This is a genomic window from Psychrobacter sp. Pi2-52 (assembly GCF_904846705.1).
Classification (GTDB): domain Bacteria; phylum Pseudomonadota; class Gammaproteobacteria; order Pseudomonadales; family Moraxellaceae; genus Psychrobacter.
On record NZ_CAJHBS010000001.1, the window covers coordinates 1 to 22,884 of the forward strand.

The window sequence follows — 22,884 nt, forward strand, 5'->3', positions numbered from 1 at the left end:
TGGTTGGAAAACGACTTATCCAAGTTGTTTTATGATGTTTGTCCTAACCATAACAATTTTATTTTGAACTGACTATAGCATGTCAGCCAAATCGTTACCTTTCTTTAAGTTTCATACATTCTTGCAGTACTATAATCGTATAAGGCTTTTTGGACAGTCGGTCAAAGTTTGATGACGTTTGTTAGAGAGATACTGATAGTTATTTTTTATGACTGTAATTAGGGGTTGCTAAAATTGTCATTTTGTTGACAAAGTCGATTTTCTATCGTTTAAAAACCTTAGTTACTATAGGGTTTTAGATTTATAACAAAAGTTTACAATATATTTTGATACTAGGTTGTGCATGGTTCTATTAGCTGTTAATAGAGACGACGCTTACTATGACGGTAATCTATTAATTCGTAAACTGTAATATTACCGCTTTTAGATCCAGCTCGTATCGCAAACTACTTGACTGTGGGGTTACCCCAATAGTTTATAATGACTTATTAAATTTATTAATCCATTCTGTGGTTTGCTTAAACAATTAAGGCTAAATAATCCTTTCGATATTTAATCCATATCGATGTCAGATTTTTTATTAGTCATATTTCGCTAACGGAATCATCTGAAATTGGAGTAAATAGTGCTAGCTTAGGCTATTTACTCTTTTTATTTAGCATTAGCAAGACTCTTATATTCAGTACGCCAAACTTATTGATCGATTTTTATACTGTCACTATTTATATATATTGCCGAGGACATTGATGAAGCACTCTTATCTTGCGCTTGTAATAGCATCTGTACTATCTGGAGCTGTACTGGTTGGCTGTGACAACAACGAGGACGCCGCTGGTGAGCAAGCCGCACAGCAGCAAATGCCGCCTGCGGTTGTCAACGTTCAGACAGTCACTCTCGATACCGTCCCTCAAGTACAAACTTTTTCTGGTCGTACTGCAGCTTATCAAACTGCCGACGTCCGCCCACAGGTCAACGGTGTGATTGACGAAGTACTATTCCGTGAAGGAAGCAACGTCAAAAAAGGTCAGCCACTGTATCGCATCAACACTGACAACTATGCCTCATCTGTAACGAGTGGCCAAGCTGCCGTACAGCAATCACAGGCTAACTATCAAACTGCTGTGGCAAACAATGCCAATGCAAAAGCTGAGTTGGTCAGTCGTCAAGCGTCATTAGCACAAGCGCAAAATGACTTACAACGTCTGCAAGGTCTGGTCAGTATTGATGCCATCTCAAAGCAGCAGTACGATCAAGCACAAACAGCCGTACGTACAGCACAAGCAGCAGTACAAAGCGCCGCCGCCGCTGTCGGTCAAACTCAAGCAGGTATTGAGAGTGCAAAAGCAGGCATTCAGACTGCAAAAGCAGGTTTAGAAGCCAGTACTTTAGATCTAAACCGTACAATCGTACGCGCACCGCTTACCGGTCGTACTGATCGCTCTAGCGTCACTGCTGGTACTCTAGTCAGTGCTGGTCAAGCCGATCCATTGGTGACTATTTCACGCTTAGACCCTATCTACGTCGATATCAGCCAGTCTTCTTCTGAGTTGCTCAAGCTTCGTCAGCAGATTGCAGATGGTACTGCTCAGCCAGGTATGAACTCAGTTGAATTGGTGCTAGAAGACGGTTCTGTTTACCCAGTACGCGGTAAACTTGCACTGTCGGAAGCCAAAGTTGACGAGTCAACAGGTGCTGTCACATTGCGTGCTATTTTCCCAAACAGCAATAACATCCTGCTACCAGGTATGTATGTCACGGCACGTTTGACGCAGAGTGTTATTACCAACGCAGCTCTTGTTCCGCAAAGTGCGGTCACTCGTACGCCTAAGAGTGAGACGCAAGTCTATATCGTTGACGAAAATAATAAAATCCAAGTACGTCCGATCACCATTAATGGTACTTACGATGGACAATGGGTCGTCACTGAAGGCTTGAAAGCAGGTGACAAAGTGGTTGTGATTGGCGGTTCTAAGGTTAAACCTGACCAAGAAGTGGTCGCTAAACCTTTAGAAAGCGCAAATCCAGCACCAGCTGCACCAGCTGCACCAAATGCGACTAATACCAAAACGCCGCAGCAAGCCGCAAAAACGATGGATAAAAAGCCAGCTGGCGATGAGACTTCTACCGAAAAACCAACAGAAGCCGCTGCCAACTAATTCCATTCAAGACAGGAAGACTTAGGGATATACTATGTCACGTTTTTTTATTAATCGCCCTATTTTTGCATGGGTGCTGGCTGTTTTGGTCATGCTCATCGGGGTGATATCCGTTCTTAATCTACCGATTGAACAATATCCACGTATCGCACCACCAACGATTTCAGTCAGTGCAAGCTACCCTGGTGCTAATGCGCAAACCGTAGAAAACTCAGTAGTACAGATCATTGAGCAGCGTATGAAAGGCCTAGATGGTCTGATGTATATGTCATCGTCGAGCTCGTCGAATGGTAGTGCGTCAGTGACGCTTACCTTTGAAAATGGCACAGATCCTGACACAGCTCAAGTACAAGTACAGAACAAACTGCAAGCAGCGATGAGCTCCTTGCCTGAGTCTGTTCAGCGTCAAGGTGTCAACGTCAATAAATCGTCTAGCAGCTTTTTGATGGTGCAAGCATTTATTTCTGAAGATGGCACCATGGATCGGGCAGATATTGCCGATTATATTAACTCTAATGTCGTCGATTCGATCAGTCGTGTCGAAGGTGTGGGTGAAGTTCAAGTCTTTGGCTCTACTTATGCGATGCGTGTATGGCTTGACCCTTCACGCCTACGTAGCTACAACATGATACCTTCAGATGTGGTCAATGCGATACGAGCGCAGAACGCGCAAGTATCTGCCGGTCAATTGGGTCAAGCACCTGCTGATACCGACCAACAGGTTATCAATGCCACGGTCACGGTGCAAAGCTATCTTCAAACGCCTGAAGAATTCCGAAACATTCTACTAAAAACAGATACCTCAGGCGCACAAGTACGCTTAGGCGATGTGGCAGATGTCGAAATCGGCAGTGAAAACTATAGCGTTGTGTCTTTATATAATGGACAAGAAGCAGCCGGTTTAGGTATTTCACTCGCTGGTGGCGCAAACGCCCTTGAGACTCGTGAAGCCGTCGGCGCACGTATGGCTGAGCTGGAAAAAAACTTCCCAATTGGTCTAGCCTCAGTCGTTCCGTATGACACCACACCATTTGTACGCTTGTCTATTGAACAAGTCGTTATGACCCTCATTGAAGCGATTGTGTTGGTATTTATCGTTATGTTCATTTTCTTACAGAACTGGCGTGCCACCATTATCCCGACCCTTGCGGTACCTGTCGTACTCTTGGGTACCTTTGCAGTGTTGTATATTGCAGGCTTTAGTATCAACGTATTGACCATGTTTGCCATGGTATTGTCCATCGGTCTACTGGTCGATGATGCGATCGTCGTTGTAGAGAACGTCGAGCGAATACTAGAAGAAGATCCTCACATCTCTATCAAAGATGCAACTATCCAGTCAATGGGTGAAATCAGTAAAATCGTTATTGGTATTGCGCTTATCTTGTCTGCAGTATTCGTACCGATGGCCTTCTTTGGTGGCTCAACAGGTGTGATTTATCGTCAGTTCTCTATCACGCTGATTACCAGCATGGTGCTCTCTGCCATGGTCGCGCTTGTATTTACCCCTGCCCTATGTGTGACCTTGTTAAAACGTGGCAAAAGTCATGAAAAAGGCAGTACCGAAAAGCAAAAAGGCTTCTTTGGTTGGTTCAACCGTGGCTTCTTCAAACTTAGCCGTTCGTACGAAAACTTTGTAGGCAAAAGTATTCGTTTTAAATGGTTATACATGATTGGATACGCAGCCATCATCGGTATCATGGCGGTCGTGTTCTTACGTATTCCAGGCTCGTTTTTACCAGAAGAAGATCAAGGTATTATGTTTACCTTGGTTCAGCTTCCGGCTGGGTCGACGCTGGATGAGACGCAAGACGTATTGGATAAAGTTAGAAACTATTACGATACCCAAGAAACCGATAATATCGCTTCGGTCTTTACCATCGCAGGCTTTAGTTTTGCAGGTCAAGGTCAGAATATGGGTCTGGCGTTTGTGCGCTTATCAGACTGGGAGGAACGCTCGGGCGATGAAAACACCGCTCAAGCTGTCGCCGGTCGAGCGATGGGGTATTTCTTTACTCAGCTAAACGAAGCACAAGTATTTGCCATCGTACCACCAGCGATTACCGAGCTTGGTAATGCCAGTGGTTTTGACTTAATGATTCAGGACAGTGGCAACCTCGGACATGATGGGCTACTTGAAGCCCGAAACATGCTCTTAGGTATGGCCGCACAGAACGATCAAGTGGCTGGCGTACGTCCTAACGGTCAAGAAGATTCGCCACAACTTAAAGTAAATATCAATCAAGAACAAGCGGCGGCTTATGGCCTGTCACTAAGCAATATCAACAGTGTCATCTCGACAGCGTGGGGCTCAAGCTACGTTAATGACTTCATCGATCGTGGCCGTATCAAACGCGTCTATGTACAAGGTGAAGCCAGCAGTCGTACCAACCCTGATGATATTGGTAAATGGTATGTACGAAATGACATGAATGATATGATTTCGTTTGATGCCTTCTCTAGTAGTGAGTGGCAGTCAGGCTCACCGCGTCTTACTCGTTACAACAGCCTACCGTCAATGAACATCCAAGGTAGCGCCGCACCAGGACTAAGTACTGGTGAAGCAATGAGCTCAATGGAAGCGATGATAGACAAGCTACCTGAGGGTATCAGTTACGAGTGGACAGGCATGTCATTGGAAGAACAGAAGTCAGGTGCCCAAGCGCCGATGCTTTATGCGCTTTCAATTCTAGTTGTCTTCTTATGTTTGGCAGCTTTGTACGAAAGCTGGTCGATTCCTTTCTCTGTGCTACTAGTGATTCCACTTGGGGTATTGGGTGCAGTGATATTTACCTGGCTACGTGGTTTTGCCAATGATATCTACTTGCAAGTTGGTCTACTGACTGTCGTTGGTCTATCCGCCAAAAACGCCATTTTGATTATCGAGTTTGCGAAAGAACACCAAGAGGAAGGTTACAGTCTCAGAGAAGCCGTCATGACCGCAGCACGCCAACGTTTGCGTCCGATTATCATGACCTCACTTGCCTTTGGTTTGGGTGTTGTGCCATTATTCTTGGCGAATGGGCCAGGTTCAGGCAGTCAAAACGCTATTGGTACTAGTGTTGTTGGTGGAGTAATCACAGCAACCCTCTTAGGTATCTTCTTTATCCCAATGTTCTATATCTGGGTGCGTAGTGCGTTCCCGCATAAATATGAGAACAACACACCCAATGATAAAGATGGTGGCAATGGTACGCCTAACTCGCATAACCCAACACCTTCTGAGAGTTATCAGCCTGCAAGTCTTGGAGACAATACACAATGAGTGCTCAAAAAACATCTATCATCAACTCGTCATCGGTAGCTATTACAGCTATCGATGCGCAGCCAGCACTAACTCGTTTGCGCAAAAACAGTGGCCGCCTATTAGGGCTGACTGCATTGGCAATCAGCATGGCCGCTTGTAACACCATTCCAAAAGCGGATATGCGTCCTGTGCTAGCAGAGCCAAATATCCCTATGCAGCAATCTTACGGTGCATTTGATAAAGAAACTGTCAGTAGTGCTGACCAAGCAAGCATTGCCAGTCAACGCTGGCAGAATTTTTATAGCGACGAGCGCCTAAAGGGTCTGATTGCTCTCGGTCTTGAAAAAAACAAAGACTTTGAAAGTGCGCGCCTAGCCATTGAAAAAGCTCGTGCACAGTATCAGATTACTGATATTAATGACTTGCCCGCTATCAATGGCAGTGCTGGTTATACTCGTTCAGCACAGAATCGTACTGATCGAAACCCTAATAGTAGCTACAGTGTCAACTTAGGTCTTGCCAATTATGAGCTCGACTTTTGGGGTAAAATCTCAAGCTTAAAAGATCAAGCATTGCAGAACTTTTTGGCGACCACAGCAGCCAAAGATGCGACCCAAATCAGCTTGATTAGTAATATTGCGCAAAGCTACGCCAACCTAAGCTACAGCTTAGCGCAGTTAAAGCTAGCTGAAGCCACAGTTGAGAGTCGTGAGCGTTCGCTATTTATCGCGGATAAACGTTTTGAAGCAGGTATCGATCCTAAGCTACCTTCACTACAGTCTTCTGCCTCATTAGAGAATGCCAAGCTTGCCGTATTACGTGCCCAGACCAGCGTTCTTCAATCACGCAATGCATTGCAGTACTTGGTTGGTGGCGCTATTCCAAACGAGCTTATCCCAACACCTGCTGTCAGTAATATCACCAGCCAGCAGATATTTAATGCCGGTCTACCAAGTGAATTACTACGTTATCGTCCTGACGTGCTACAAGCAGAATACAACCTAAAAGCGGCTGGTGCGAATATCGAAGTAGCGCGTGCCTCTTACTTCCCATCTATTAGCTTGACCAGTAGTGTGGGCGTTAGTAGCGGCAGCTTAAATGACTTGTTCAAAAATGGTGCGGTTGGCTGGTCGTTTGGACCTAGTATTAGCGTCCCTATCTTTGATGCAGGTCGTTTAGACGCCAATTACGATGTGGCTCAAATTGAACGTAAGCAAACGCTTGCTAGTTATGAGAGCTCTATTCAAACGGCATTCCGCGAAGTGTCAGATGTACTTGCTACACGTGCGACGCTCGGTGAGCAGTTAGAGGCGCAGTATCGTCTGCAAGATAATTTTGAGCAGACATATCAGATAGCAGATGCGCGCTTTAAAGCAGGTCTGGACAATTACTTAGACGTACTTGACGCGCAGCGTTCACTGTTCTCTACTCAGCAAGGTATCCTAGATTTAGAGCTACAGAAAATCGTTAGCCAGATTGAGCTGTACCAAGCGCTTGGTGGCGGTGCGAACCTTGATGTACCGACCGTCATCCCTGTACCGCAGCACACCAACTTGGCGCAGATTGTCACTGGAACTGCTACTAGTTCAAAAACCAAAGCGACAAATGCCATCAAAGCAGCTGGTTCAGCGCGTGTGACTACGCCGCAAGAAGCTGTCGCCATTAAGCAGTCGCAAACGGTAGAAACGACTACTTTTGAACCGACTGCTATCGTCGATGTGAATGACGATGGTAAGAAAGATGCCGCTGTCGGCGTGGTCACTGAAGAGACTCGCTTCAATAACAATAGTGTTGAGCAAGTTCCTGTGACCCAGATTGTTGAGCCTTAAATGACCCAGCCTTAATCTGATGACGCAGCTCTATCATCACATTGACAGTCGATACGTACTATCAGCCCTACCGACTTAACGTGGTAGGGCTTTTTGCTTTTATTGACGTCTTTTGGTTATAGTAGGCTCACTTTATGTAAGCTCTCTTTATATGAGGTCTCTTTATATACAGCCACTTATAAAGCACAGATTTTGATAAGCTAATTCTATAAAATACCGCTCATAGCGATATTATTTTAACCATGTAACATGATAACTATTAAAACAATCATAAGGAATTATTATGAGCTATACCTTTAACCGTCAATACCCTGCTACTCGCTTACGTCGTCTACGCTACAATGACAACGTACGTTCAATGATTCGTGAAGTAGAGCTGCATCCTAAGCACTTTATTGCCCCTGTCTTTGTCTTAGAAGGCGAAAACCAACGCGAAACCATCGCTAGTATGCCGGGCGTTGAACGCTTATCGATTGATTTGCTAATCAACTATGCCAAAGAACTGTTAGCAGAAGGTGTGACGACCATCGACCTTTTCCCTGTGATCGATAACGCTTTGAAAACGCCAGACGGTAGCGCCGCTTATGACGAAAACGCCCTGACTGCACGTACAATAAAAGCGGTCAAAGATGCTGTGCCAGAAATGGTCGTCATGACTGATGTAGCATTAGACCCTTATACCTCACATGGTCAAGATGGCCTGCTTGATGACAGCGGTTACGTCATCAATGATGCAACCATCGAAGTATTGGTCAAGCAGGCGTTGGTACATGCGCGCGCCGGTGCAGATATCATCTCTCCTAGTGACATGATGGACGGCCGTATCAATGCCATGCGTGACGCGTTTGAAGCAGAAGGTTTTGTGAATACAGCTATCATGGCTTACTCAGCCAAATATGCTTCTGCTTACTACGGTCCATTCCGTGATGCTGTCGGCAGTGCTGGTAACCTAAAAGGTGGCCATAAGAAACAGTATCAGATGGACTTTGGCAATCGTGCTGAGGCGCTACATGAAGTGGCTATGGATATCAACGAAGGCGCAGATATGGTCATGATCAAACCAGGTCAGCCTTATCTTGATTTGATTCGTGAAGTCAAAGATACCTTTGGCGTACCCACCTTTGCGTATCAAGTCTCAGGCGAATATGCTATGCATATGGCAGCCATTCAAAACGGCTGGTTAAGTGATGCAGTGATTTTAGAGTCGCTGATTGGCTTCCGCCGTGCTGGTGCCGATGGTATCTTGACCTACTTCGCTCTAGAAGCGGCCCGTCAGCTAAACAACGCCTAATAGTAATTACACTAACTTTTATAATGTAAAAGCCCCAGCTGCCTATTAGTAGCTGGGGCTTTTTTTAAATATTTTTTGATAAATAAAACTATAGACGGGCACGGTCATGGGGTTCATTAAAATCAAGCACTGGGCCAGTAGGGACAATACGCGTGGGGTTGATATTGGCATGACTGGTGTAATAATGCTGCTTGATATGATTCATATTTACTGTCTCTGCGATACCAGGTACCTGATATAAATCACGCAGATAGCCCCAAAGATTTGGATAGTCAACGATACGACGCAGGTTGCATTTAAAATGCCCAACATAGACCGCGTCAAAACGAACTAAGGTGGTAAACAGTCGCCAATCCGCTTCGGTGATAGTGCTCCCTGTGAGGTAACGCTTATCTGCTAGGCGCGCTTCCAGTGTATCTAATGCAGCAAACAGCTCAATCACCGCCTCTTCATAAGCATCTTGTGTGGTCGAAAATCCAGCCTTGTACACCCCATTATTAATCGTCGGATAGACAAACGCATTAATATCATCGATTTCTGGCAATAACGATGCTGGCACAAAATTACCTGCTAGTGCCCCAACCTCATCAAAGGCAGAGTTAAACATACGAATAATTTCAGATGATTCATTACTCACGATTGTGTTTGTTTTTTTATCCCACAAGATAGGTACGGTGACACGGCCTGTATAGTCTGGCTTGGCCTTGGTATACAGCTCATAGGCATAGTCTGCATTGATAACTGGGTCAGCAACAACACCTGCACCCTCTGCAAACGTCCAGCCGTGCTCTCCCATAAAAGGATGAACCACAGATATCGGAATGATGTCTTCTAAGCCTTTAAGCTTGCGGTAGATAAGGGTACGGTGTGCCCAAGGACAGGCTAGCGACACGTATAGATGATAGCGGTCAGGTTCGGCTTTAAAGCCCTCAATACCTGTAGGCCCTGCGCTACCATCTACCGTTACCCAGTTTCTAAAACCAGCATCTTCACGCTGAAAGCGGCCGCCACTCTCTTTTGTCTCATACCACTTGTCTTGCCACTGCCCATCTACCAAGAGACCCATGTTATTCTCCAACTGTTTTTAATATTTGTTTAACGTTTACTAAGCATGATTAACTTTAAGTCATTATCATCATGATGATCGCATTATTTAGAGAGACATCATACCAGTTATAAGGGTCTAATCATTAGCATCACCACTTTTATTAACAATAAAAACTAAACTTAATAAATTTAATATTTAGTGAATATACACAAAAGTATATCCAAATATCTAATATAAGCCTAAATAGTAGATATTATGATAATAAAAGAAGTTTAAGCTAAAAAAGACTTGCAAAGTCTGGGAAACTTGCTAAAATGCTCAACCTAAATAGGCGTATAGCTCAGTTGGTTAGAGCGCTACCTTGACATGGTAGAGGTCGTTGGTTCGAATCCGATTACGCCTACCAGATTCGAAAAGCCCCAATCTTAAGATTGGGGCTTTTTTTTGTCCGTGAAATATGGGCTGTAGCGGAAAATACTTGCTTATATCGACTCATAGTCATGATTATACAATCAGATTTAAATCATTTAAAAAAGTGACGGTGACCAAATGGTGACCAAAACGTGACCGACCCTTAAAAACCATTAAAATTAAAACTCTCTTTTTGACCTCTACTTTAAACTGTAAGCTAAAACCTATTTCTGAGTATTTCTCTCTTTATCCTCTTTTACATATTCAAAAATATCCCCTACCTCTACTTCTAAATACTCACAAAGCTTATCTATAGTATCAAAATCAATTCTAGATGATTGATCGTTATATATCTTATGTAATGTCGTCTTGCTTACCCCTGTTGCTCGTACGGCATCCGCTACTTTTAGCCTTCTTTCAGCTAACAAAGTTGGGAGATGGTTAACTATCATTCTATAAACTCCAATTATAATTATAAAAAGTACTTGCATAGTTATAAATTTATGGTAAATTACAACTATGGTGTTTAAAAGTACCATTATGGTTAAACTTTATATAAGGAACATATTATGTCACATACCTACCTAACTACCCAAGAGCTTTCTGAGCTCATCAAATACAACCCTCGTACTATCCGTAATGAGCTCAAGGATAGTGTGCTTATCGAAGGTATTCATTACATACGTCCATTTGGTGGTCGTAAGATTTTGTACATTTGGGAAGAAATTGAAAAGGATATGCGCACGGGTATCGCCGGTAGCGTCAATGCCATGGCACTTCAATAAGGAGAAATAGAATGGCTAGTATCAGAAGTAGATACGGCAAGCTTGTTGTAGATTTTTACTATATGGGTATACGCTGTCGGGAGACGACAAACCTGACAGACACACCAGCGAATCGCAAGAAGCTTGAAAAAGTGATTGAGAAGATGGAAGCAGAAATCATCTTAGGACTGTTCAATTACGCTAAGTACTTTCCAAAAAGTGACAAAGCAGCACAGATGGTAGCGTTAAACGATCGTAAGGAATGCATTAATACCGATACGCCCTCTTTTGAACAGTTTGCAGAATTATGGTTCTCTGAAAAAGAAATTGAATGGCGCGATACCTATAAGCGTAAAATAAAGGAGATTATTGATATGTACTTGATTGCTAAGTTTGGGACTAAACCCATTCATCTCATAAAAAAGACAGATGTATTAGCCTTCCGTTCATCGCTCGCCAAAGTAACGTACGGAAAAGCTAACAAACATCTGTCAGCGGCACGCATCAATTCGATCATGGTACCTTTAGGTATGATACTAAAAGAAGCAGCTAAACGCTATAAATTTGATAATCCTTACTACGATATCAATGCGCTCAAACAGCCCAAAACAGATATTCAACCATTCACGCTGAATGAGGTTTGGACGTTTATTAATGGTGTAAGAGCAGACTATCGCAATTATTATCTGGTACGTTTTTTCACAGGTATGCGTACGAGTGAAATTGATGGATTGACTTGGGAGAACATTGACTTTAATCGACGTGAGATTGTGATCAAACAAGCTTATGTCAAAGGCAAAATTGTTCCTCCTAAGACTCAAGAGTCTTACCGTGCGATTCAAATGTCACCTTGGGTCTACGATGCTCTGAAGGAACAGCAGGCTATCACTTATAAGCAATCTGACTATGTATTTTGCGCGCATACGGGTGAACCACTTGATTACAACAACGTGAACAAACGTGTTTGGCACCCTACTCTTAAAATTTTGGGTCTTAAAAAGCGTAATGCTTATCAGACTCGTCATACCGCAGCAACGCTATGGTTAGCTGCTGGCGAAAGTCCTGAGTGGATTGCCAGTCAAATGGGACACTCTACGTCCAAGATGCTATTCAACACGTATAGCCGTTACGTACCGAATATGACTCGGCAGGATGGTAGTGCATTTGAAGCATTGGTCAATCGCAGTCAGATTGCTCAAGTATCTACTGACAAGGAGACTTCACAATGAAAATGATTGATTACGATAAGCTGCATGCGACATTTAAACCTAGTGGCTATGTCAGTAATGGTGCAGATAATATTGCTAACTACCTTATCTGTGAGCTCTGTATTCAGTCAGGTACTGGTTTGGCTAGGTTCCTAAGTATTGCTAGTTGCTTTGATAATCATACGGCGCTGCGCATATGGGTACAGAAGCGCTTAGAAACTAATCTCGACTATGTCTTTGATGATATGTGTAGTCAGCTACAGAGTGAGCTCTACGAGCTACTACCACAAAATGGCTATGGATACTAAGGAGGGTATTATGAGCATGAACTTCGTCTTTGATTCAGCTCTAGAGAATACAGCAAAGCGTTTGTGCCATGAGTATTGGTCCTATGTGTCGCCCAGTGATTATATAGCGCATTTAGAACTGCTTTGTTATGAACACAACACGGAGACTGATGTTTTATTTGCTACACTTGCAAAATGTCAGGTTTATTTAGATGACATACACTGTGAGTACTGTGGTCGTCCCTATCAGTTAGATGTGCCAGCAGATATACCTTATGCAAGAAGGCTGAACTCTTGGTTTTGTGAAGGATGTATTAGCTTTTCTGGTGGACAGTTTGTCCTAGATAGGTAAATCTTGAAATAATTAGAATCAAAAAAACAAAAAAGCCTCAGCTTAAAGTTGGGGCTTTTTCAATTTAGTCAGTTCAGCATTTTAGCTAAAATTTTTATAAGATTACACTTTACAGACTACACTAGCTTCTTTAGCCTTATCATAGACCCCGTAAGCATCTAGTCCTAAAGACTCCACATCATCAAGATATTTCTTTGTACCTTTTTCAAGTGGGTCTTTCCAATCTGGGTCATTGAGTGGATCTAAGATATCGACAACTTCGTCTCCTTGATCGATAGCTGCTTGTAGCTGCGTTGAATAAGTCTTATCCCACATGGCCCCTACTTTCTTGCTAAGCGCCATACCTGAATTGTCATCAATAACTTGTTTCAAGTCCTCTGGCAGACCCTCATACTTAGCTTTATTCATAGTTACCATTAAAGCAGAACTATAAAATGGCATATTAGTATGATACTTCGTCAACTCATTTAGTTTGAAAGTCTCCATAGCTTCCCACGGAAAGCTTAATCCATCAACTACACCACGCTGTAAAGAAGTATATATATCATTGGCAGGTAGCCCCACAGGAGAAGCTCCCATACTTTCGATGATGTCACCTGCAACTGCTGAAGGCCTACGAATACGCATACCTCTCATATCCTCAGGAGTTCTGATCAATTTATTAGTACTGTGCAAGGTTCCAGGTCCTGTGGCAAACATAAAGAGCAAGTGAGAATCTTTATACTCGTCAGCAATCGTACCATTGTCATACAAGGTTTGCAGCATACAGCCTGTTTGTGTTGATGAGTTAGATAATCCTGGAAGCTCTGCAATCTGAGATAGTGGGAATCGACCACTTGTATAACCTTGTACTTGTGAGCCAATATCAATGGTTCCTTTTACAGCAGACTCATAAGCTGTATCCGCTTTACTGATAGTGGCCGAAGGATATACCTCAACTTTAAGACGCCCGCCCGAATCAGCTTCGATTTTTTTTGCCCAAGGTTCAAAAATCTCTTTATTAATATCAGACGTTGCAGGATAGAAATGTGAGAAACGTAAAACAGTGGTCTCTTCTGAAGAAGTCGTACCATTACTAGATTGGTTTGAACAACCTAAAAGGCTCATCGCGGCTAGCACACTTATCAGAAAAATGGGTGCTAATTTCATTATCAATTCCTTTTGATAGTAGTCATAAGTTCATTGATTTAACTTATGTTTTTATAGTATTTGACAGGTAAGTTAAATACACCATTAGTAGTGGTTATAAATAATTAGGTCAATATATACTTAACGTACAACTGAACACTCATCTGAAATTAGCAACTAAAGTGATAGCTGTCAAATCATTTAATGACTATTCTCTAATATTTATGATAATGTAATACCTTACAAACATCGGCTAGTTAAGCATGCTAATAAATTCAGATATTGCTTACTTTTCTGGTACCTAGAATCTTTTAATACGTTTTTTTGCAGCTCACTGCACACTGCTTTTGTAAAAAATGTATTGAAAGTAAAAATGTTAATAAGGTAAGTAGTTACCTAATACGCTTGAAAAGCATTGACGCCTTATAAGAGTCTAATCAATATAAAAGCACTCTTACTTTTGCATCGTTTGTTCTCAACAAGTGAGTATATATATACAAGGAAGAACAAAATGACAGGGATTGAATTTTATACTAATGGTCATATTGTCAGCGAAGCTGACAGCATGCGCCAAAAGCTAGGTGTTTTAGCAAAACAATATTCTGCAACATCAGCCATCATTATTACAGATGCTGGTATCTCCGAACTAGGCTATGTCGATATCGCCCAGCAGGCCTTACAGGAAGCCGGTGTTAATGTCGTTGTGTTCGATAGTGTCGTTGCAGACCCGCCCATTGAAATTGTTGAAAGCGCTATTGGGCTTGCAAGAGACAATCAATGTGACTTGATCATTGGCTTAGGGGGCGGAAGCTCTATTGATACAGCGAAGATTGTCGCTTTATATCCAAACGACTTTCAGTCCGTTAATGATATTTTAGATAGAGATATTAGTGGGTTCAAAAAACTGCCGCTATTTGCCATACCGACCACTGCTGGTACGGGCGCAGAGTCTACCTTTGTCTCCGTGATTACCGCAAAAGATGGCAGTAAAAAAGCTATTTATACTCCTAAAATCCTACCTGACGTCGCCATTTTAGATGCAACATTAACACTAAAATTACCCCGTCATATCACTGCAGCAACTGCGCTTGATGCTATGGTGCATTGTATTGAAGCCTACACGAGTCGTACTAAAAAGAATCCTATTTCAGATGCATTAGCCCTAAAAGGCTTACAAATGCTTTGGAATAATTTTGAAAAAGTGTTAAACCAAGGTGACGATATTGATGCTCGTGCCGATATGCTGTTAGGTTCTACGTTAGCAGGCATCGCCTTCGTCAATGCCTCTGTAGCCGCTGTTCACGGGCTCTCCTACCCGCTTAGTATTAACTTCCACATTCCACATGGACATGCTAATGCACTCGTCATGTGCGGTGTTTTTACATTTAACTTATCAGAAGCTGCTCCTCTATACGCAGAGCTTGCTCGTGCTGTCATGCCTACTCAAACAGCTGGAATGACAGATTTAGACGCAGCGACTTCATTTATTAGTCAACTAAAAATATTTTTGGAAAACAGTGGTCTCAAATACCGTTTAAGTGAACTAGATATTACAAAGAACGATATTCCTGCTCTAGCCGACATAGTTATCAATACCTATGCGCGACTAATTGCCACCAATCCCAAAGATATGACTTTAGAGGAAGTCACTGCAATATATGAAGAAATAGCCTGATAAGAAATATTGTTTAAATAATTTTGTCTATCAATCAAGGAAGATGATTATGTCGAAATATGAAATAGAAGTTGCCGTTGATGACTTTCACTATTTAGAAGGGCCTCGCTGGTATCAAAATGCGCTGTGGTTTGTCGATTTCTATACTCAAGGCGTTTATCGGGTCAACGATGAAGGAATAGCGGAGAAAATCATCCATGTTGAACATCAACCTTCCGGTTTAGGATGGTTGCCTGATGGGCGTCTGCTGGTTGTATCGATGAAAGACCGCAAAGTCTTGCGACTAGAAAATGATGGTAACTTGGTCGTTCACGCTGATATCTGGGAGCATTGCGGTGGTCATGCCAATGACATGGTGGTTTCAGTCAATGGTAATGCTTATGTCGGCAACTTTGGTTTTGATTTGATGGGTGGCGCTGACCATGAAAACACAGGGCTTGTATTGGTTAAGCCTGATGGCAGCTCAAAGGTTGTTGCTGAAGGATTAGCATTTCCAAATGGTATGGTTATCTCTGCAGACCAGAAAACATTGATCGTTAACGAGCTATTTGGGAACAAAGTTACGCAGTTTGATATCAAAGAAGATGGTAGCCTCGGAGACAAGCGTGATTTTGCTAATTTTGGAGAATTAGGTGATGAGCCAAATCTGGGTCTACGTATAGAAAATGCCAGCATATTACCTGATGGTTTGGCTTTGGATGCCGAGGGTGCTGTGTGGATCGCAGATACCATAAACCAGCGAGCGGTACGCATAGCAGAGGGTGGTGAAATTTTAGAAACTATCGATACTGCACCTGATGGTATCTTTGCGGTTACTCTTGGTGGACATGATGGTAAGACATTATTTATGTGCGCGGCGCCAGACTGGGATGAGGCCTCTCGCAAGGTAGAAACCAAAGGACGTATGTTAGCTGTGCAAGTGAAAGTGGGGCATGCAGGTACGCCATAGTTAAAAAGCGTTTCAGAACTGAACTTAAAATAACCCGCCTGACGCGGGTTATTTTAGTTGATAGCTAGCTACTTTTTTGAAGGTGGTTTTTATGTTAATTGCGATAAAGGTATTATGATTTACTCATTCAAATAAAGCTCAGCCATCTCATCAAGCCTCGCTTTTACCTCTTGCCAGTTCGGCATTACTTGCGTTAATAAGCGCCAAAATTGCTCGCTATGATTATGCTCAGCTATATGACATAGCTCATGCAATATTACATAATCAATGCATTCCTTTGGTGCTTTTACTAAGTGCTGATTAAGTATTAGATTGCCTTTAGTAGAGCAGCTGCCCCATTGCTTCTTCATAACTAGCAATCTGAAAGCTGGTATGTCAGTTACCCACGCTGCTTTAGGTAATACTGTCTCTAGGCGTTCTATAAAGATAAGCTTGGCTTTATTTTTATACCATTCATCAATAAGACGTTTAACTAAGACAGCTCGTTCTTCAGTGTCCAACTCAGAATCACTTTGAGATAGTTCTACATTCAGCTTACCGCAACTAAGCTTCACCCTGCTGTGTATCTCATCAGCAGCTGCTGCATTAGTTACCACTTTTAACACATAACGACGACCCAGATAAAATTGGGTCTCACCGCTAACATAACGCTTAGGCAATACATGATCTTGTTGTTTGGCAAAGTCCTGTAGGCTTTGCCATATCCAGCGCGCACGCTTCATCATGGCATCATAAATCATCTCATCAGTCGCATCGACAGGTGCGGTGGCAACCACACGCTGATCAGGATGTACTTTAATGATCACTTTTCGAGGCTTAGCCTTTTTAGCAATCAGCTTGTCGCTTTCAGGTTTCTTTATCTTTTCTTTATAAGTTACTTCTTTACGCACGACTTCATAATCAATCTTATCTTGACCATAATAAAATACGCCATTCTCAGTCATTACCTACTACCCTCTTACTGCTCTTAGCCTACTTGTCTCTTGAAAGTCCAAGTCGGGTAATCTTTAGCACTTCTTCGATGAGTTGTTGCGCTTTATCGATACCCAAATCCATAAATAACATCGGTAGCAATTTGACACTAATAGCATTCTCAATTTCTGCTGGATTGATAGAATACTCAGCCACTGCTGTCTTAACGATCTTATCAATCTCAAAAGCGTAAGCGACTAGCTTGTCGTTATCTAGCTCTTTGTCTGCTAAGAAATCAGCATCAAATAAATGCTTAAACAAACCAAAGTACGCCTGAGGATGTTTGTTTAACTTACCACTATCATCGATAAACGCATTTGGCACATCAGCGACATCACGGTCTTTGACGGCTTGCTCAAAGTCAGCAAACATCATGTACTGCTTCACGGGTGCATCGAACATGGCTTTAGCATCAGCAATCGCTTGCTTAAGCAATTTAGAAAAATACTCTTGAGCATAAGGATCATCAGCCAGATCTTGTTCAATCATCTTAGTGACACGACCAGTGATTTTATCGGTTTGGTTGCGCGCTTCATCATCGCTTAATTCTTCAGGCTTAACATCCTTACCTAAGTTGCCAACCAAGTAAGCACCTTTTGCCTCACGAACTTCAAGCCCTGCAATGTGCTTATCAAGTAAGCTGCGAATATCCGCTTCATACTCATCGTAATCGATGGTTTCATCAGCATCCTCGCGTACTTGCTTACGTAGATTGATAAAGGCTTTTAGATCGGCTTTGTAGCGATCACGCTTGCTATCGAATGATTTGTCTTCAAAGAAAGACGCCGATTGCAACGCAATTTTCATCGCGTTAGAAAATGCCGTTAAAGCCGCATAGAAATCATCACGTTCTTTGAGCTTGGTATCGACTACTCTGCCGTCGATCTCTTGCATCTTAGGTGCTAGCACTTGTCTTAGCGCCTGTCCGTCTTGCTTGTTTTTCACTGATGAGAATATTGCCCACAGCTCGCTATGCAGTCTTGGTAGCTGCTTATACTCGGTATCCATCGCGTTATACAGACCCTTAAGGTCTTCGATATCAAAGCCACCTTGCGTACGTTCTGCTAAGTCTTGGTATTTCTCAATGGTAATATCTAGCTCTTTTAGGATGCCACGATAATCAATCAGATAACCAAAGCGTTTCTTCTCGTGCAAGCGGTTTACCCGTGCAATCGCCTGAATCAAGTTATGCTGCTTTAAGGGCTTATCAATATACAGCACGGTATTCTTTGGCTCATCAAATCCCGTTAGTAGCTTATCAACGACAATCATAATGTCAGGGCCATCATCTTGACTAAAGGCTTCTATGATGGCTTTGGTATAGGCCTTTTCGTCACCGCCATACTCTTTGGCGACATTGGCTTGCCACCAGTTCTGAACGATGTCTTTTGACTCGCCATCGACGGTGTCATGCCCCTCACGGGTATCCGGTGGCGACATGGCAACCACTGAGGTCACTTTGCCAATCTTATCTAATGCCATTTTATAACGGATAGCTGAGGCTTTAGAGTCACAAGCCAACTGACCTTTTAGATGCTGCTGTTTAAAATTTTGGAAGTGATCAGAGATGTCATGAGCGATCAGCTCAATACGACCTTCAACCTGATAGATTTGACCTTTTTGTGAGAACTTACGTTTGAGATCGGTTTTTTGATCATCAGTAAGCTTTTGGGTGATACGGTCAAACCAAGCATCAATCGCTTGGTCATTAGTATTCAATTCAGGGATACGCTCTTCGTATAACAGTGGCGTGACGGTTTTATCTTTGACTGCTTGCTGCATGGTATAAGAGTGAATAATGCTACCGAATTTATTCTCAGTCTTATCATCCTTAAGCAATGGCGTACCTGTAAAGGCAATGAAGGCTGCGTTTGGCAGTGCTTGTGCCATGCGAATATTATTCTCACCGTTTTGGCTACGGTGACCTTCATCGACCATGACGATGATATTTGGGCTGTCGTTATAGCATTCATCATACTTAACGGCTGAGCCAAACTTATTAATGATAGAGAAGATAACGCGCTCGTTACCGTGACCGATTTGCTGCGCTAGACGGCGACCGGAAGTTGCCATGGCATCGGATTTATCGCGATCGGATAATACGCCACCAGAAGCAAAGGTTTGACTAAGCTGAGTTTCTAGATCAACACGGTCGGTGACCACAATGACACGGCACTTGGCGAGTTCTTCTAACCAAATAAGTGCTTTGGAGAAGAATACCATCGTGAAAGATTTACCACTGCCTGTGGTATGCCAAATGACACCGCCCTCACGACTACCCTTCTCGTCAAAGGTACTGATACGTTCAATCAAGGCTTTGATACCAAAGACTTGCTGATAACGAGCAACAATTTTGCCAGCCTTTTTATCAAACAAAGTAAACATGCGTGTCATTTCAAGCAGACGCTCAGGCTGTAAAAGGCTGATGATTAAGCGGTCTTGGTCGGTGACAGCTAGATCACCGCCATCAACTAATGACTGATATTCATCTTTGATAGAGGTAGGACGATCACCAAACAAGTTATCAATCTGCTCATCACTGAGCGCTTGATTTTTTAAACGATGAAACTCAAGCTCAGAGATCTCTTCTTCGACCCATTTTGCCCAAAACTTCTCAGGCGTACCGCAGGTAGCATACAGACCGTCATTACCATTAACCGCTAATAATAACTGGCTATAGGCAAATAGATGCGGAATTTCTTTTGGCTTTTGATTACGGATATGCTGGGACACCGCTTGGGCATTGGTCGATTGCCACTCTCTACTCGAGTCAGGACGTTTGGCTTCGATCACTGCCAGCGGTAGACCATTCACAAAGCAGACGATATCAGGTCTACGACTACTCGTACCCTCACTATTGAGTACCACCAGCTCTTCGGTAACGTGAAAGCTATTATTATCGATGTTATTCCAATCTATCAGAGCGATAGTCTGCGAAGTCTTTTTACCATCGATAAACTCAGTCACGGTCACGCCATAGAGCATAGCGTTATATAGCGCCTCGTTCGCAGCCTGCAAGCCTAAATTCATGGCGGGATTCAGCTCGTGCATGATTTTATCAATGGCACTGTCTGACAAATGATGCGCCTGACCTTCAAATGTAAAAGTTTGCTTGGCTAAAAATGCACGCATGATGGGCAGTAATACGACTTGGTCAGTGGCCTTATTTGAAACCACTTTTGAGCGCATGGCACTGCATTGACTGGGTGGTATGAACTCATAGCCTAATGTTGTCAGCAAGGTTAGGGCAGGGATTTTTGAGCTGAATTCTTCGGCGAAGTTGATACTGGGTGTATTCATTGATTTTTACTCTCACAATATTGGGTATAGCTCAATTCAATAGCATCTTCGATAGGTGCGAAATCAGGTAATAAAACAACTTCATGTTCAGTAATACTTCCTACAATCCAAGCAATATCCGTACTCTTAACTTTGGCTTTAATTACAACTCTATTATTTTTATTGTAGTCACCATAAATAAAAGCAAATCTTTTAGCGGTATCTAAGTCTGAAGTCCACGATTGCCTGTAGTCCTTATTACTATATTCATCTAAGTAGCAACCCCTATACAAAATAAATTCTGTTGGTTCATTTAGATAACTAGCTAGTGGCTTTGAAATTACTACTACTGGAAACCAATAGCCCTCAGATCGGCTATGGTGTTTATATATCCTTTTGAGTAAGTCTATCTTGCTACTCTGCAATTCATTAAATAACTTGAAGCAATCAAACATCGCATCCATAAATTCATTTTGTTCATGAGTACCATCTTCATACAAACTGACATCTTTGTTAAATGAAGATGATTTTTTTGAAACTCTCAGCATATCAACAAGTAATTTATTTGCTATTACCTTAAAGCTGTCATCAAAACTATCGTACTTCTTAAAGAAATGCTCCATCTCAATCTGCATATCGTTTTTTAAGCAATCTAGCACTGCTGGTGGAAGCTCAACTTTACTCATTCGGGATTACCTCTAGCAAAGAAAAACCGCCAAGGTTACGCGTCACCCAAAGGGCAGTAAGCATGGCGGTTATATTAAGTGCTGCCTAATCGATAGTGGCTATCTTATAATACTTGTAATAGTTCGATATCATCATAGGCCGACTATATTGAAATCGCAATCGATCACAACCTATCAAATATAGATCCCTTATTAGGAGTGAAAAACTTCTCATAGAACTTAGCAGCATAATCATCAGTCATACCGGCAATAAAGTCACAAATCACTCTCATCTGGGCCGACTCTTGTCTTTCTACTGGCAGATTTTTCGTAGATTCTTTCCAAATTAATTTGGTAGAATTTGGCAAGAATCTTTCAGGATCTTTAGCCAAAACTTGAAACAGTTCTATAACTAGCTTTTGTCCCTTGAACTCAAGCTGTTGAACATTTACATCTTTGATGACAACTTTTTTTACAAGTATAAAGATATGCTCTCTTAAATTTTCAATTTCTTTTTTTAGTTTAACTTCAAGACCTAATAACAGATTTTCACAGTCGGAACCATTATCAACTATTTCCGCATTGGTTATCATAAGATTAACTAGACGACCAATCGCATCTTTTCTTTCATAACTTTCCTCACCGAAAAGCTTTCTAGTTATGCAATCAAAGTTAGATTCTTTTTCTAATTTTTCATTCTCTAAGTTTTCAATGATATCGAACAAGCCATCATTGTCATTAAAATGCTTTTGCCACTGCTCTCGACTAATCATCCCTAAAGAAAGTGCATCTTCCAAATCATGTAAACTATAAGATATGTTATCTGCTAAATTCATAATTGTGCAATCTAGTGATTTAAAACGTGTGCATTGATGCTTTTCTTCCTTAGGTTCAAAGGCAGTAAACTTCTTAACGTCTTCTTCATCAAAGCCTTCAAAGATAAATTCTACAATGTCTTTATCTGTATCGTAATAACACTTAGGAGGCTTTTGTGCATCCGCTTTGAACAACCAATAAGGAACATCAGAGTTACTTTCAGACTCATAAAAACTATCATTTACTAAACTGCTATAGGCGGCAGGGTACTTTAAAACACCTAATAGCATTCGTCTTGTAGGATTCAAGCCATGCTGTTCAGTATATTTATCTAACTTACCTAAAATTCGTAGCGTCTGACCATTGCCCTCGAAACCACCATGATTTCTCATACAGTAGTTAAGTGCCACTTCGCCACCATGACCAAATGGAGGGTGACCGATATCATGTGCTAAGCAAATTGCTGAAATTAAAGCCATATCAGGCAAATATTCTTTGTATTCAGAAAACTCACCTGACTTCTCAAGATACTGAACTATTCCTCGACCAATTTGAGCTACTTCCATAGAGTGAGTTAACCGAGTGCGATAAAAGTCACTTTCCCCCAAACCTAGCACTTGAGTTTTAGACTGTAGCCGTCTGAAAGCAGCTGAATGTATCAATCGTGCTTCATCTCTATCAAACTGACTTCTGACATCACCTGAACGATAAGGCTGATACTTTCTTCTTGCTTCCATTTTTTCTTTAAGGACATCATCAATCATTTTCATCGCTTCTTTTGAATAAGTTTTGTCCAAGTATCGTTTA

Annotated in this window: 17 protein-coding genes and 1 tRNA gene; 11 read left to right on the top strand and 7 right to left on the bottom strand. The window is 42.1% G+C overall.

Going from position 1 to position 22,884, the window contains the following annotated elements:
• The first annotated feature begins 746 nt into the window (after positions 1-746).
• From JMY00_RS00005 to hemB, 4 genes are all read left to right on the top strand, one after another.
• The gene (locus tag JMY00_RS00005) at positions 747-2,156 is read left to right on the top strand and encodes an efflux RND transporter periplasmic adaptor subunit (RefSeq protein WP_201578624.1); all 1,410 of its coding nucleotides are present in this window, start codon (positions 747-749) and stop codon (positions 2,154-2,156) included.
• Positions 2,157-2,190: 34 nt separating this feature from the next.
• Entirely contained in the window at positions 2,191-5,421 is a 3,231-nt protein-coding gene (locus tag JMY00_RS00010) for an efflux RND transporter permease subunit (protein WP_201578625.1), read from the top strand.
• Entirely contained in the window at positions 5,418-7,232 is a 1,815-nt protein-coding gene (locus JMY00_RS00015) for an efflux transporter outer membrane subunit (RefSeq protein WP_201578626.1), read from the top strand. Before JMY00_RS00010 ends, JMY00_RS00015 begins: the two co-directional genes overlap by 4 nt.
• A gap of 283 nt (positions 7,233-7,515) precedes the next feature.
• Complete coding sequence (hemB, locus tag JMY00_RS00020) at positions 7,516-8,523, top strand: porphobilinogen synthase (protein WP_201578627.1); 1,008 nt, start codon at positions 7,516-7,518, stop codon at positions 8,521-8,523.
• Between the two features lie 88 nt (positions 8,524-8,611).
• Here hemB and JMY00_RS00025 read toward each other — a convergent pair whose 3' ends face one another.
• Complete coding sequence (locus JMY00_RS00025; protein ID WP_201578628.1) at positions 8,612-9,589, bottom strand: glutathione S-transferase family protein; 978 nt, start codon at positions 9,587-9,589, stop codon at positions 8,612-8,614.
• Between the two features lie 311 nt (positions 9,590-9,900).
• Here JMY00_RS00025 and JMY00_RS00030 point away from each other — a divergent pair.
• Positions 9,901-9,977 (top strand) — tRNA-Val (locus JMY00_RS00030).
• Positions 9,978-10,206: 229 nt separating this feature from the next.
• Here JMY00_RS00030 and JMY00_RS00035 read toward each other — a convergent pair.
• Complete coding sequence (locus JMY00_RS00035) at positions 10,207-10,434, bottom strand: helix-turn-helix transcriptional regulator (protein WP_201578798.1); 228 nt, start codon at positions 10,432-10,434, stop codon at positions 10,207-10,209.
• A gap of 117 nt (positions 10,435-10,551) precedes the next feature.
• Between JMY00_RS00035 and JMY00_RS00040 the strand changes: the two genes are divergently transcribed.
• Genes JMY00_RS00040 through JMY00_RS00055 form a run of 4 tightly spaced genes read left to right on the top strand, consistent with a single transcriptional unit; the run spans position 10,552 to position 12,593 of the window.
• Positions 10,552-10,767 carry a hypothetical protein gene (locus JMY00_RS00040; protein WP_075107543.1) on the top strand — a complete coding sequence of 72 codons (216 nt, stop codon included), beginning with the start codon at positions 10,552-10,554 and terminating at the stop codon, positions 10,765-10,767.
• Between the two features lie 11 nt (positions 10,768-10,778).
• A complete protein-coding gene (locus JMY00_RS00045; protein WP_201578629.1) occupies positions 10,779-11,975 on the top strand; it encodes a DUF3596 domain-containing protein in 1,197 nt (398 codons plus the stop codon).
• On the top strand, positions 11,972-12,262 hold the full coding sequence (locus JMY00_RS00050; protein ID WP_201578630.1) for a hypothetical protein: 291 nt from the start codon (positions 11,972-11,974) through the stop codon (positions 12,260-12,262). The genes JMY00_RS00045 and JMY00_RS00050 overlap by 4 nt, the downstream gene beginning before the upstream one ends.
• 10 nt (positions 12,263-12,272) lie before the next feature.
• Positions 12,273-12,593, top strand: coding sequence for a hypothetical protein (locus tag JMY00_RS00055; protein ID WP_201578631.1), 321 nt, complete (start codon positions 12,273-12,275; stop codon positions 12,591-12,593).
• Positions 12,594-12,695: 102 nt separating this feature from the next.
• Here JMY00_RS00055 and JMY00_RS00060 read toward each other — a convergent pair whose 3' ends face one another.
• The gene (locus JMY00_RS00060) at positions 12,696-13,742 is read right to left on the bottom strand and encodes a TRAP transporter substrate-binding protein (protein WP_201578632.1); all 1,047 of its coding nucleotides are present in this window, start codon (positions 13,740-13,742) and stop codon (positions 12,696-12,698) included.
• Positions 13,743-14,232: 490 nt separating this feature from the next.
• Here JMY00_RS00060 and JMY00_RS00065 point away from each other — a divergent pair, with 490 nt between their 5' ends.
• Together JMY00_RS00065 and JMY00_RS00070 are read left to right on the top strand one after the other, a co-directional pair.
• A complete protein-coding gene (locus JMY00_RS00065; protein ID WP_201578633.1) occupies positions 14,233-15,396 on the top strand; it encodes an iron-containing alcohol dehydrogenase in 1,164 nt (387 codons plus the stop codon).
• A gap of 49 nt (positions 15,397-15,445) precedes the next feature.
• Complete coding sequence (locus JMY00_RS00070) at positions 15,446-16,345, top strand: SMP-30/gluconolactonase/LRE family protein (protein ID WP_201578634.1); 900 nt, start codon at positions 15,446-15,448, stop codon at positions 16,343-16,345.
• Between the two features lie 119 nt (positions 16,346-16,464).
• On the opposite strand, the gene JMY00_RS00075 is transcribed toward JMY00_RS00070, so the two are convergent.
• The 4 genes from JMY00_RS00075 to JMY00_RS00090 form a co-directional block, all read right to left on the bottom strand.
• Positions 16,465-17,289 (bottom strand): SprT family zinc-dependent metalloprotease, encoded by an 825-nt coding sequence (locus JMY00_RS00075; protein ID WP_201578635.1) that lies wholly within the window; start codon positions 17,287-17,289, stop codon positions 16,465-16,467.
• Positions 17,290-17,317: 28 nt separating this feature from the next.
• Entirely contained in the window at positions 17,318-20,617 is a 3,300-nt protein-coding gene (locus tag JMY00_RS00080; protein ID WP_201578636.1) for an HsdR family type I site-specific deoxyribonuclease, read from the bottom strand.
• The gene (locus JMY00_RS00085) at positions 20,614-21,282 is read right to left on the bottom strand and encodes a hypothetical protein (RefSeq protein WP_201578637.1); all 669 of its coding nucleotides are present in this window, start codon (positions 21,280-21,282) and stop codon (positions 20,614-20,616) included. The genes JMY00_RS00080 and JMY00_RS00085 overlap by 4 nt, the downstream gene beginning before the upstream one ends.
• 164 nt (positions 21,283-21,446) lie before the next feature.
• Positions 21,447-22,847, bottom strand: coding sequence for an anti-phage deoxyguanosine triphosphatase (locus JMY00_RS00090; protein ID WP_240990590.1), 1,401 nt, complete (start codon positions 22,845-22,847; stop codon positions 21,447-21,449).
• Positions 22,848-22,884 lie beyond the last annotated feature (37 nt).

Bases quoted from the DNA above. Each gene is read 5' to 3' on its own strand.
- JMY00_RS00005 (WP_201578624.1), top strand. From the start codon at position 747: ATGAAGCACTCTTATCTTGCGCTTGTAATAGCATCTGTACTATCTGGA.
- JMY00_RS00010 (WP_201578625.1), top strand. From the start codon at position 2,191: ATGTCACGTTTTTTTATTAATCGCCCTATTTTTGCATGGGTGCTGGCT.
- JMY00_RS00015 (WP_201578626.1), top strand. From the start codon at position 5,418: ATGAGTGCTCAAAAAACATCTATCATCAACTCGTCATCGGTAGCTATT.
- hemB (WP_201578627.1), top strand. From the start codon at position 7,516: ATGAGCTATACCTTTAACCGTCAATACCCTGCTACTCGCTTACGTCGT.
- JMY00_RS00025 (WP_201578628.1), bottom strand. From the start codon at position 9,589: ATGGGTCTCTTGGTAGATGGGCAGTGGCAAGACAAGTGGTATGAGACA.
- JMY00_RS00035 (WP_201578798.1), bottom strand. From the start codon at position 10,434: ATGATAGTTAACCATCTCCCAACTTTGTTAGCTGAAAGAAGGCTAAAA.
- JMY00_RS00040 (WP_075107543.1), top strand. From the start codon at position 10,552: ATGTCACATACCTACCTAACTACCCAAGAGCTTTCTGAGCTCATCAAA.
- JMY00_RS00045 (WP_201578629.1), top strand. From the start codon at position 10,779: ATGGCTAGTATCAGAAGTAGATACGGCAAGCTTGTTGTAGATTTTTAC.
- JMY00_RS00050 (WP_201578630.1), top strand. From the start codon at position 11,972: ATGAAAATGATTGATTACGATAAGCTGCATGCGACATTTAAACCTAGT.
- JMY00_RS00055 (WP_201578631.1), top strand. From the start codon at position 12,273: ATGAGCATGAACTTCGTCTTTGATTCAGCTCTAGAGAATACAGCAAAG.
- JMY00_RS00060 (WP_201578632.1), bottom strand. From the start codon at position 13,742: ATGAAATTAGCACCCATTTTTCTGATAAGTGTGCTAGCCGCGATGAGC.
- JMY00_RS00065 (WP_201578633.1), top strand. From the start codon at position 14,233: ATGACAGGGATTGAATTTTATACTAATGGTCATATTGTCAGCGAAGCT.
- JMY00_RS00070 (WP_201578634.1), top strand. From the start codon at position 15,446: ATGTCGAAATATGAAATAGAAGTTGCCGTTGATGACTTTCACTATTTA.
- JMY00_RS00075 (WP_201578635.1), bottom strand. From the start codon at position 17,289: ATGACTGAGAATGGCGTATTTTATTATGGTCAAGATAAGATTGATTAT.
- JMY00_RS00080 (WP_201578636.1), bottom strand. From the start codon at position 20,617: ATGAATACACCCAGTATCAACTTCGCCGAAGAATTCAGCTCAAAAATC.
- JMY00_RS00085 (WP_201578637.1), bottom strand. From the start codon at position 21,282: ATGAGTAAAGTTGAGCTTCCACCAGCAGTGCTAGATTGCTTAAAAAAC.
- JMY00_RS00090 (WP_240990590.1), bottom strand. From the start codon at position 22,847: ATGAAAATGATTGATGATGTCCTTAAAGAAAAAATGGAAGCAAGAAGA.